We start from the raw sequence: 11239 nt of genomic DNA on the forward strand, positions 1-11239 counted from the left end.
AAACTAATACCATGACACCCAAATTAACGGGGATTTACAAGCAGTTATTACAAGAAGAATTAGAAGCCGCAAATAAACGCTAATAGTTGTCAGCTCAATTCATTGTAGGGTGTGTTGTCTTGTCTCGCTTCCATGGTCGGGTTCCCCGATTCGTGACAAGTTAAGAAAAACCGAGGTTTGTCGAGGAGAGAAAGAAAAGATGTCAAACTCGGACTAGCACAGAGTTAGAACCTACCGTGTGACCCATGCCCAAAAAGCGGACAACAAATCGTGACCATGCCAAGCGGCAGCAACGTCCGATGATGGAAGATGGGATGATAGCGGCACAATTAGAACAGCTAGTTACACCAGCAGTGGTAGCACAAGAGAAATACTATCGCCAACTCGGAATGAGGGATAGAATACTGAACCTGCCACTGATGGTCGCAGCAGTGCTGACACTAATTTGGCGAGACGTAGCTGGAGTCAGAGAACTGAGCAGAATACTTGCCAGAGAAGGATTTCTGTGGTGCGAACCAACACAAGTCAGTCAACAAGCATTATCACAGAGGTTTCTGACATTTCCCGCCGAAATATTTGAGCGAATATTTAGAGAATTATTGCCAGAATTCGAGCGAAAATGGCACAGCCGCAACAAAAGACCACTACCCTCAAGCATTCAATTTGCCCGAACTAAATTTGCCCAAATTTGGGCTAGTGACGGCTCAACATTGGAAGCAATCTTCAAGAAATTAGACAGTCTGGCAGAGGTACCAAAAAATCAATTAGCTGGAAAAATCGGAGTAGTCATCGATATCGTAACCAGACTACCAGTAGAAATTTGGTTTCAAGAGAATGCCAAAGCTAGTGATATGAAATTCGAGGCAGACATCTTGAAGCTGGTTAAGCCCCAGACATTAATATTGTTAGATCGAGGTTTCTGTCATTATCTGTTTTGGCAACAACTAATCGAAAGGAATGTTCATTTAATTACTCGACTAAACAACAAAGCATCATTTACCGTCGAGAGCGCATTCACTAACAGTTACAGCATCCGTGACCGAATCGTTACAATGGGTGCTGGCAACAAAACAACTCCATGTATCACGATGAGATTAGTAGAAATCAAAGTGGGTAAAGCTTGGTACTCTTATCTAACTAGCGTGCTTGACCCGTTAATTTTACCACCTTACGTAGTTGCCGATTTATATGGGAGAAGATGGCGAATCGAAGAGGCCTTTAATATTGTTAAACGATTGTTAGGCTTGAGTTATATCTGGACAGGTTCGCTTAATGGTATTAAATTACAACTCTGGGGGACTTGGCTATTTTATGCTATATTAGTCGATCTCGGCGACGCGATTGCTGATGAGGTATCTCTTCCTTTCGACCGGATTTCTTTAGAAATGATTTATCGTGGTCTTTATCATTTCTATGTTGCCCATCACAAAGGTTTAGCTAGCGACCCTATTAAGTATTTTGCAGCTCATGAAAATAGGGATTTAGGTATTGTTAAATCTATCCGCAAGCCATTCAAGAAATTGATTGTTGACCCTTTCCCCGACCGCGCGAGTAGGGAAGGGTCATTTTTCTTTGAGCCGTCCGCTCAACCCTGCTTGACAACTGCACTTGCTCCTTAACTTGTCACGAATCGGGGAACCCGTCAAAAAAGGTGAGACAGCGACGCATCGACTGGGAGGTTTCTTCCCAGTTGTGTGCGTCAAGACAAGACAGCGGAGTTGGTTCCCCATCCGTGACCCATACCCAAGCAGGGCAAAGAAGCGAGCTTTTGGGGGGAAGCTTCCCCCCAAAACGTCGCGCCCCAAGACCGCACTTTTCGCTCTCCGCTCCCTGCCCTCTCCTCTCCTCTATCTTTCCATACCTCGATCGCACCATAAATATGCTAGGATTACCGAACGATCGCGATCTTAATTTGAAGATCTTTGAAATAAAAATGGCTGAATTTATTAAAGACGAATCAGAATTTGAATCGCGGTTAGCAACAGCAAAGGTATTGGTGGTAGATTGTACGGCTACTTGGTGCGGCCCCTGTAAATTAGTGGCACCATTAATCGATCGATTGTCAGCAGAATATAGCGATCGAGCGGACATCTGCAAGTTAGATGTCGAGCCAAATCGCGACTTAGCGAAGAAATTAGGAATTAGAAATATTCCGGCGGTGATCTTCTTTAAAGCCGGTGAAAAAATCGAAACGATCGTCGGCGTTAAATCCTACGAAGAGTTTAGTTTAGCTGTAGAAAAGTTATTAGCATAATTTCGAGCGACGATCGGGCTAGGCTTTGGCTTTATCGATCCGCAACAAGAATACCATCAAGGCGACTACCCCAATTTGGACGGCAAGATTGGGAATTGTGGCTTCCAAATCTCTACCAGCTAACAGCTTAAAGAAAAACACCACCCCACCAATCGCCCCAGAAAGTGCGCAACTGACGTATATAAACTGGCGTAAGCCTCGGAATGGGGATTTAGCCTCCGCCTGAAGCCGCTGCCACAGTTCGGGATCGATCGAGTCTGGTTTTTGTTTTGGCTGTATTTCTGTCATTTTGTGCTCGATGCTATCTATAACGATCGACTGGGTAGCTTTATTTTACCCGATCCTGCCGATGTGGTTCAGGGGTAGAGTAGTTGATTCGTAATCGATTGGTCGCCAGAGGGAGTCAGATTTTAGTTTTTGCTGTATTTCTGTGATTTTATGCTCGATCGATCTATAATAATCGACTGGGTAGATTATTTTTACCCGCTCCTGCCGATGTGGCTCAGTGGTAGAGTAGTTGATTCGTAATCAATTGGTCGCGAGTTCAAATCTCGCCATCGGCTTATTATGTACGTTCGCACATGCAATCCTTACAGATCGATACTCCCAGTTTAGTTTCGCCGATCCCGACTGTGGCGATCGGCGATCGATCGCCGTTAATTTTAGGGGTAATGGCATCGGGGAGTGGTAGTAATTTTGAGGCTGTGGCTCTAGCGATCGAAAATGGTCGGCTCAATGCCAAAATCGCCGTCCTCATTCATAATAAACCCGAAATTAAGGCAATCGATCGCGCGCAACATTACGGCATCCCTACAGTATTCCTCGATCGTCGTAATTATCCCACGCGGGAAGAACTCGATCGAGCGATCGTTGGTACTCTACAGGCTCATCAGGTTGAATGCGTGGTGATGGCGGGTTGGATGCTAGTGGTTACGCAAGTACTCATCGATGCATTTCCCGATCGGATTATTAATATCCATCCTAGTCTATTGCCCAGTTTTCGAGGGATTCACGCGATCGAGCAAGCACTGGCGGCGCGAGTCAAAATTACAGGCTGTACGGTACATTTAGTCAGTCTCGAAGTCGATGCAGGGCCAATTCTCGTCCAGGCTGCCGTGCCAGTTTTACCCGATGACACCGCTGAAACTTTGCACGCACGGATACAGATTCAGGAGCATTTAATCTTGCCGCAGGCGATCGAAATTTTCACTAGAACATAAATTTAGTTTGTTTCGGTGTAGCTTGGCTGCTAGATTGGATTTTTTGCAATCTCAGTTCTTGCTCGGCAACTTGTTTTTTGAGTAGTTCTAGTTGAGTTTGACTATTCTGTTTTTGGGATTCTAATAACTGGGTTTCGGATTTCAATTTGGCCATCCGCGCATTGTGGTCGTCGGTGCGCCCTGGTTGATAGGTAATCCCCAGATATAAGGTCATATTTCTACCATCGTAGGTATTGAGTGCGCCACCCATATTAAGGCCAAAGTCATTTTCAGTATTGACCGGATTTTGAATGTTGGGACTCAGTGGCGTGTAGGAAGAATTAACAGTAGTTTGCTGAATATTACTCTGACCGCCGTTGCTGAGATTGTTATTTTGATTGGTATTGCTTTGGTTATTGGTATTATTGACCGCACCCTCGCCGACAGTAAAAGTCTGATTGGAGGAGCCAGCAGTCTGTGCTTGACTGGCACTAGTACCTACCAATAATCCTGCCAGAATTAATAAAGTTGTTGCTAAATATTTACCGCTCATAAATCTAGTCGATCGAGATGTGCTATCAAGGGATACACTCACATCTTGCCTTAATGCGGAAATATTCGTAAGTGAGCGGGGGGCGGGGAGCGGGGAGCGGGGGAAGAGGATTTTTGTAGCAATTGAAAGCAAAATGGGTAACAAGTGTTTAATTAACCTGTTACCCAGTTTTGTTTAGCCCAAAACTCGATCGATTCTGGGGACTGCTAGTTGATGTTGGTGTAATAGCAGAATGGATTGAATCAAATCGGGGCCGTGAACTTCGCCGGTGAGGGCAGCACGGAGACTTTGCATCACCACACCTTTTTTGACGTTTTGCTCTTTGGTGACTTGTTTGATTAGCTCCTGGGCGTCGCTCTCAGTCAAATCGGGTTTGGCTTTCATCGCGGTGGCGAGACTAGTTAGCACCTCTTTGGCACCTGGTTGAGCGACTTTCGCGGTGGCTTCTTCGTTGAGAGTGACGCTATCGGTAAAAAATGTCCGACTGATTTCGACGCATTCATCGAGGCGGGCGAGGCTGGCACCAATGAGACTGGTGAGCTGGAGCAACCACGCCCGATCTGCTGCGGGATCGAACTGGAAGCCCGCAGCTTGCCAGTAGGGGATTAATTCTGGCAATAGTTGCTCGGCGGGCATGGCGTGGATATATTGGCTGTTAATCCAATTGAGTTTATCCCAATCAAATTTGCCCCCAGCTTTGTTAACTCGATCGAAATCAAACTGTTTGGCGGCTGCATCGAGAGTAAACAACTCCTCAGCATCGGGAGCCGACCAACCCAACAGAGTCATATAATTGACTAAGGCGGGGGCGATATAGCCCATTTGCTTGAAATCATCGATCGATGTAACACCATCGCGTTTGGAGAGTTTCTTGCCTTCAGCACTCAAAATTAGGGGCGTGTGGGCAAATTCTGGTATCTTGACGCCCAAGCCTTCGTACAGCAAAATCTGTTTGGCAGTATTGGCAATATGATCTTCGCCGCGAATGACGTGGGTGATTTGCATATCGATATCATCGACAACGACGGCAAGATTGTAGAGCGGTTGTCCGAGTTCGTGTTCCTCCGCCGCACGGGAAATCACCATATCCCCGCCTAAGTCGCTACCTTTCCAAGTGACTGTATCGCGGACTAAATCTAACCAACTAATTTCACGTTCGTCCTCAATTTTAAATCTAATTACCGGACGCCGACCTTCAGCGATAAAGGCAGCTTCTTGTTCGGGAGTAAGGTTGCGATGGCGATTATCGTAACGCGGTGCTTGGTTGTTGGCTTCTTGGGCGGCGCGCAGCTCGTCGAGTTCGGCGGTGGTAGTGTAGCAGCGATAAGCACTACCGTTAGCTAATAAAGTTTGAATCGACTGGCGATATAAATCTAAGCGTTGGGATTGAAATAATGGCCCCTCATCCCAATTTAATCCCAACCATTTCAAGCCATCGAGGATATTTTGGGTATATTCGGGTTTGGAGCGTTCTACGTCGGTATCTTCTATGCGGAGGATAAATTTACCATCGTGGTGATGGGCGAAGAGCCAGTTAAAAACGGCGGTGCGGGCGGTACCAATATGTAAGTTCCCTGTAGGGCTAGGAGCGATGCGAACTCTGACTGTCACGGCTAGTTATGTTTGAGCGTACATCTTTGATTTTGACACTCTCGCTGTCTAAAGGCGAGGAGATTTGGGATCTTTTTAGAAAGCGGGGAGCGGGGAGTTAATAGCTTAAGGTTTTAGAGAGAAGTTCGATCGTCAATTTGATGTTTGATAAGATCTGAATTACTCGATCGATTAGCAGTATCGATCTCCCAGTATTTTAGCTACGAGCGGGATTATTGGTAATCATTCCCCAAATTTTTATCAACCAGTTTTCGATCGCGAGAAAAATCCGATCGAGCCATGCCAAGAATCTGGCTAGTGGCGATCGACTGTAGCCAATGAGTTCGGATTCTGCTTCGATCCAATCAGGAGCATATTCAAGATTTCGCTCGACTTGTTTGACTATTATATCGGCATCTATTTCGAGATTGTTTTTGTAGGAAATGATGTTTTCCACCTGTTTGTTAATTAGATCTGTATATCGAGCTTTTTGAGGTGTTAGCTCGATCGGCACTAATTTAAATTCTGATGGCTGATGAATAATTTGACGATCGATTTTTGAAGGGATATACAGATAGTCTCGATAATAATTAAACCAGGTTGTCAGCCAATTTGGCGATAGTTTACCGATCGAAGATAGGACGAGATTATCCTGGGTGGGAGATAGTTCTGATTCAACAATCGGCGGGAGCTGGGGTAGATCTAAGTATCGATCGATTCTCGGCGGTTGGGGTGTAAATGGATATGGACTAGCGGGTAATTCGCGGATAACTTCTGAGGCGATCGATTCGGGTTCTGACTGTTTGGGTGTGAAGTTTTGCAGCAGATCGTGCCAACGATCGCGTAAAGTTGGCGATCGAGAATCTCGTTCTTTTAGCTCGACTTCACCTTGAGGGAGTAAGGATTGCGATGTCGGATTTACGCCAACAATCTCTAACCAGCGATCGTCAATTTCTCGATCTAATAATAATCGATCGCTAGATGATATTTGGAATGTAGATTGACTAGCTGCTAGTTGACTTGCATGCCATTGATGCCAACCGATCGCGATATCGATTCCGATCTGTCGGCGAAGTTCTTGTTGTTGAGAATTGGTGAGTAAATCTAATAGTTCGTTTTCAGTAGTTACTAAAACTAATTGACGATCTCTTAACAACGAACTAATTCCGCGAATCAGTGGTTTTTTCGATCGCATCCTCCCAGCCGCGCGGGGATGATAGGTGGCATCGTGGCTTTTGGGGGCAGTCATCCCGTATCCCGTATGCCAGATATTTTCATCGATAATCGACCAATCATCGACAGCGGCTAACTCGCCCTGCTGGGCAATCTCGATCGGATAGCCAGCATCGACGATCGCTACTAGTGCCTGTTCGATGCTAATATCTGGAGCTGGCTGCGGTAGAGATCTCTGGGTTGATGGTGCTTCGAGCTGGGGCGGCAAGATGTCAAGCGCGCGCCCGAGTAACTGGAGTGGATAGAGTAAAATTTGACCAGTCCAAACTACTGCTACTTTAATATGTCGCAAACCTTTGGCGCATGAATCTTTCAATCGATCGGTGCGCTTGTTGATAAAGGTGAAGACTCGGCTTTGGTAGTTTCCAGACATGGGGTTTAGTGGGAAATTAGGCTTTAGACTTTAGGTATTAGGCTTTAGGTTTTAGGTTTTAAGGTGGTAGATTTGGATCGATCGATGCTCGATCTAAAATACCTAAGATTTTAGCGAAACTATGAATGATTCCAAGCAAAGTTTTGTATCTTCGATTGAGATTGCCCTTCAACGGTTGCGGGGCTTGAGTCAGCACGATCTGCTTGCCGATTGGCGCATGTGTCTGGGGGCTAGCTCTGTTGATGCAGACACGAATGCTTGGGAGCGAGCGAGCTGGAATGAGAAGGGGCAAATCGCTTGGGCGCGGGGGCGACAGGAGATCTGGTTGGCGCAAACAGTGGTGATGCCGATCGATCTCCACGGTTATCCCGTTACTAGTCTATCCTGTCGGTTGGCATTTACTTGGTGGGCAGAAATCGCGCAGGTATTTGTCGATGAGCAATTGGTGCAGGAGGGCGATTTATTCGACCACAGTCCGCGTGTGTTGTTGATGTCCGCCGTGGTGCCTGGAACGGCTATAGACGTGCGACTGCGATTAGTCAGCCCCGGACACGATATTGGTGCTTTGATGCGATCGCGGCTAATTTTTGAGTCTGTGGAGCCAATGTATCCCGAACCAGGTTGGTTGGCGGATGAGTTGGCGGTGATGGTGAAGCAGGTGGCGAGTTTTGCTCCAGTGCGGTTGGGTGAGGTTGCGGGAATTATCGATCGAATTGACTATGAGTTGCTGAATGTAGATAGTCGTCAGTTTATCGCTCACTTACTAGCAGTCAAGCAACAAGTTAAATCGATCTTGGGCTACGGCGGGGATCTACCCACCCCGCCCTTCGGGCACCCCTGTCTTGAAAAGGTGCTCTACTTGGGGAAACCCCAAGACCGCACTTTTCGCTCCAAGGAGGGGATTTTTCCGGCGATTTCTCCGTCGGGTTTGGGTGGTGTAGGAACTATTCAATTGCTGGGGCACGCTCATTTGGATATGGCGTGGTTGTGGGAAGTGGCGGAGACTTGGCAAGCGGCGGAGCGGACATTTCGATCGAGTCTGAGTTTGCAGCAATCGTTTCCCGATCTGACTTTTTGTCATTCTACGCCTGCGTTATATGAATGGATGGAACTCCATCAGCCGGAGGTATTTGCGGGTATTTGTCAGCAGGTAAAGGTGGGTAAGTGGGAAATCGTCGGCGGGATGTGGATCGAGCCAGATCTAAACTTAATTTCGGGAGAATCGATCGCGCGGCAGATTATTTACGGACAAGCGTACAACCAGTCCCGATTTGGCGCACTGACGCGAGTGGCATGGCTGCCCGATACCTTCGGCTTCTGCGGACAATTACCACAGTTGCTCAAACAAGGCGGCATCGATTACTTCGTCACGCAGAAATTCTTGTGGAACGATACCAATCAATTTCCCCATCAATTATTCTGGTGGGAATCTCCCGATGGTAGTCAAGTATTGAGTTTGATGTCGTCGGCTATCGGTGAAGGGATCGATCCGTTGAAGATGATGGATTATGCCTGTAAGTGGCAATCCGATACGGGCATAAATGAATCTCTATACCTCTTCGGCATCGGCGATCATGGTGGGGGGCCAACCCGCGATATGCTGGAATTAGCCGATCGCTGGTCGAATTCCGATGTCTTTCCCGATTTAGAATTTACGACGGCGGTTAAATATCTGGATAGGTTGGCAAGTAGAACTGAGAGCCAACTTTTACCTGTATGGAAAGATGAGTTATATCTAGAATTCCATCGCGGTTGTTTTACTACCCACGCCGATCAAAAGCGATCGAATCGCCAGTGTGAGGACTTATTATATCAGGCAGAATTGTGGTCGTCGATCGCCTGTATCGTCAGTGAGCAATCTTATCCCGCAGATCTCAAATTGCAGATCGAAACAGCCTGGAAACAAACGTTATTCAACCAATTTCACGATATCATTCCGGGCACGGCGATCGAACCTGTATATGTGACGGCGAATGAAGGCTGGGCAGATGTCGAACGCGTAACGACGCAGATAATTAGTAATGCCTTGGGTGAGATTTGCGATCGAATTTTACTTTCTACACCGCCTGTTGAGGGTGCTATTCCGATCGTCATTTTCAACGCGCTCAATTGGCGACATAGTGAAGTAATCGGATATCCAACAGAAACCCGACTTCTCGAAGAAGTCGGGTTTCTAGAGGAGTGGCAAGTATTTGATGCCGATGGAAACTTATTACCAAGCCAATCCACCGCAGAACACATATTATTCCTCGCCACCAACTTACCCAGCGTCGGTTATTGTTTATTCTGGCTAGCCCCTGTTCAAAATCCCCTCATGGGAGGGGTGCCCGTAGGGCGGGGTGGGTACATCACCTCTGACACAACTCAATCAGCAGAAACACTAGCTTCCAGCGATTTTATTTTTAAAAACCAATTCGTAGAAGTAGCCATAAACCCCCAAACCGGAGACATCGCCAGCATCTACGATCGACTCAACCACCGCCACATCCTTGCAGCCACAGGCGCAAATCAACTCCAAGCCTTCCAAGACGCGGAACAATACTGGGATGCCTGGAATATCGATCCTAAATATGCCGAAAAACAATTACCACCCAGTCAACTAAGATCGATCGAATGGATCGAAAACGGGGCAATCCGTCAACGCGTCCGCGTCGTGCGGGAATTAGCGGGATGTGAATTTACGCAAGACTATATCTTAGATGGCCATAGCCCGATCGTGCGGATTAAAACCAGCGTCGATTGGCAAACCGAACATGTCCTAATCAAAGCCAACTTCCCCCTCAATCTGACAGCAGACATCTCCACCGCCGAAACTGCTTGTGGCGCGATCGATCGACCAACTCAACCCCAAACCGCCATCGAAAAAGCCAAATGGGAATTACCCATGCACCGTTGGGTAGATCTCACCGATAAGAGTGGCGACTATGGGGTAAGTCTATTAAACGATTGTAAATATGGTTTCGATGCGGGAAGTGATTATCTACGAATCACCTTGCTCCGCAGCCCTAAATGGCCAGATCCAATAGCCGATCGCGGCTACCATGAGTTTACCTATGCAATCTATCCCCACAGTGGCATCTGGCAAGCCGCTCAGACCATAAGAAAGGGATTGGAACTAAATTCACCGCTGCAATTATTGCAACTAGTTCCTCAGCCTAAAATAGATGTAAACAGAGACTTAGCACCTATTAGTAGTTTCATCGATTTACAGGCTGAAAACCTGGTTTTGATGGCATTTAAGCCTTCAGAAGTTCTAGATCGATCGTGGGTATTGCGGTGTTATGAAGCTCATGGAGTTGAGGGGGAAATTAAGTTAAGTGGCGATCTGGATTTAGGGATCGATCGAGAGTTGAATATCCTCGAAGAACCAATTTTAGATCCGGTAGATACGTCTGCTCAGTTGCTCGAAACTAGAATCATTAAACCTTGGCAAATTAAAAGCTTCGGGGTTTCGGCTTAATTTTAAGTTTGGACTGCCAAACTGCCAACCTGTCGGGATGAGTGCCATGATTTACCCAAGTAATCGCTGCCTCTGCACTCGTCATCTTAGGTGGTACTCGGAGAACATGAATATGCTGAGTTGATGGACAAATTCTCTTGAGTAATACCATCGGTTCGGTTCTATGATTATAACCTCTTCCCACCCCATCAATTTTTAGCAAGGTATATTCTCGCCAAGTATCAACTGTAACTGCATTTAGCTCATGACAGATTTTTTCATAACCTATTTTTGCAATTAATTCACGTCTAATTTCAGCATTATTTTCGTCCAACAACCACTCAGATTTCCACTCGCTCGATTTAGTCAAATATCTATGAAGGAGTATGCCACCAGAGAAACGGGCATTAACAAGATCGCTGATACCGATATTTTCTAGCAGGTTAGTTGGCTTTCCCCACAGAGATAGGTAAGTTGATAGATGAGTTAAATTGACTAGATTACCGATACTTTCCGGCAATCTAGTCAACAGATTCCCCTCTAGATTTAGGTGGGTTAAGTTAATGAGATTTCCAATGCTTTCTGGCAAACTAGTTAG

9 protein-coding genes and 1 tRNA gene are annotated in these 11239 nt (G+C 46.4%); 5 read left to right on the forward strand and 5 right to left on the reverse strand.

All coding sequences use genetic code 11. From position 1 onward, the window contains the following. Positions 1-299: 299 nt before the first annotated feature. Together RMO84_RS09240 and RMO84_RS09245 are read left to right on the forward strand one after the other, a co-directional pair. On the forward strand, positions 300-1619 hold the full coding sequence (locus RMO84_RS09240; protein WP_310488190.1) for an IS4 family transposase: 1320 nt from the start codon (positions 300-302) through the stop codon (positions 1617-1619). A gap of 308 nt (positions 1620-1927) precedes the next feature. Then, positions 1928-2254 carry a thioredoxin family protein gene (locus tag RMO84_RS09245; RefSeq protein WP_396135815.1) on the forward strand — a complete coding sequence of 109 codons (327 nt, stop codon included), beginning with the start codon at positions 1928-1930 and terminating at the stop codon, positions 2252-2254. A gap of 18 nt (positions 2255-2272) precedes the next feature. Here the strand turns inward: RMO84_RS09245 and RMO84_RS09250 are convergent, their stop codons facing one another. Beyond that, complete coding sequence (locus tag RMO84_RS09250; RefSeq protein ID WP_310488184.1) at positions 2273-2542, reverse strand: DUF3493 domain-containing protein; 270 nt, start codon at positions 2540-2542, stop codon at positions 2273-2275. A 203-nt stretch (positions 2543-2745) separates the two neighbouring features. Here RMO84_RS09250 and RMO84_RS09255 point away from each other — a divergent pair. Further along, a tRNA-Thr gene (locus RMO84_RS09255) sits at positions 2746-2817 on the forward strand. 18 nt (positions 2818-2835) lie between these two features. Then, entirely contained in the window at positions 2836-3474 is a 639-nt protein-coding gene (gene purN, locus RMO84_RS09260) for a phosphoribosylglycinamide formyltransferase (RefSeq protein ID WP_310488185.1), read from the forward strand. Here the strand turns inward: purN and RMO84_RS09265 are convergent. The 3 genes from RMO84_RS09265 to RMO84_RS09275 all read right to left on the reverse strand — a co-directional run bounded on the left by RMO84_RS09265 (position 3464) and on the right by RMO84_RS09275 (position 7202). Continuing rightward, positions 3464-4006 carry a hypothetical protein gene (locus RMO84_RS09265; RefSeq protein WP_310488186.1) on the reverse strand — a complete coding sequence of 181 codons (543 nt, stop codon included), beginning with the start codon at positions 4004-4006 and terminating at the stop codon, positions 3464-3466. The genes purN and RMO84_RS09265 overlap by 11 nt on opposite strands. A gap of 174 nt (positions 4007-4180) precedes the next feature. Next, a complete protein-coding gene (gene gltX, locus RMO84_RS09270; protein WP_310488187.1) occupies positions 4181-5617 on the reverse strand; it encodes a glutamate--tRNA ligase in 1437 nt (478 codons plus the stop codon). A 196-nt stretch (positions 5618-5813) separates the two neighbouring features. After that, complete coding sequence (locus tag RMO84_RS09275; RefSeq protein WP_310488188.1) at positions 5814-7202, reverse strand: hypothetical protein; 1389 nt, start codon at positions 7200-7202, stop codon at positions 5814-5816. 121 nt (positions 7203-7323) lie between these two features. Here RMO84_RS09275 and RMO84_RS09280 point away from each other — a divergent pair, with 121 nt between their 5' ends. Next, positions 7324-10662 carry an alpha-mannosidase gene (locus tag RMO84_RS09280; protein ID WP_310488189.1) on the forward strand — a complete coding sequence of 1113 codons (3339 nt, stop codon included), beginning with the start codon at positions 7324-7326 and terminating at the stop codon, positions 10660-10662. Here the strand turns inward: RMO84_RS09280 and RMO84_RS09285 are convergent. Next, a partial coding sequence (locus RMO84_RS09285) for a DUF6745 domain-containing protein (protein WP_396135814.1) occupies positions 10637-11239 on the reverse strand: 603 nt, incomplete at its 5' end. The genes RMO84_RS09280 and RMO84_RS09285 overlap by 26 nt on opposite strands.

The organism is Chamaesiphon sp. VAR_69_metabat_338 (assembly GCF_031423935.1).
In the GTDB taxonomy this organism is placed as follows: Bacteria; Cyanobacteriota; Cyanobacteriia; order Cyanobacteriales; family Chamaesiphonaceae; genus Chamaesiphon.

Excerpts from the sequence above, each read along its gene's own strand:
- RMO84_RS09240 (WP_310488190.1), top strand. The coding sequence starts at position 300 with ATGATGGAAGATGGGATGATAGCGGCACAATTAGAACAGCTAGTTACA.
- RMO84_RS09250 (WP_310488184.1), bottom strand. The coding sequence starts at position 2,542 with ATGACAGAAATACAGCCAAAACAAAAACCAGACTCGATCGATCCCGAA.
- purN (WP_310488185.1), top strand. The coding sequence starts at position 2,836 with ATGCAATCCTTACAGATCGATACTCCCAGTTTAGTTTCGCCGATCCCG.
- RMO84_RS09265 (WP_310488186.1), bottom strand. The coding sequence starts at position 4,006 with ATGAGCGGTAAATATTTAGCAACAACTTTATTAATTCTGGCAGGATTA.
- RMO84_RS09275 (WP_310488188.1), bottom strand. The coding sequence starts at position 7,202 with ATGTCTGGAAACTACCAAAGCCGAGTCTTCACCTTTATCAACAAGCGC.
- RMO84_RS09280 (WP_310488189.1), top strand. The coding sequence starts at position 7,324 with ATGAATGATTCCAAGCAAAGTTTTGTATCTTCGATTGAGATTGCCCTT.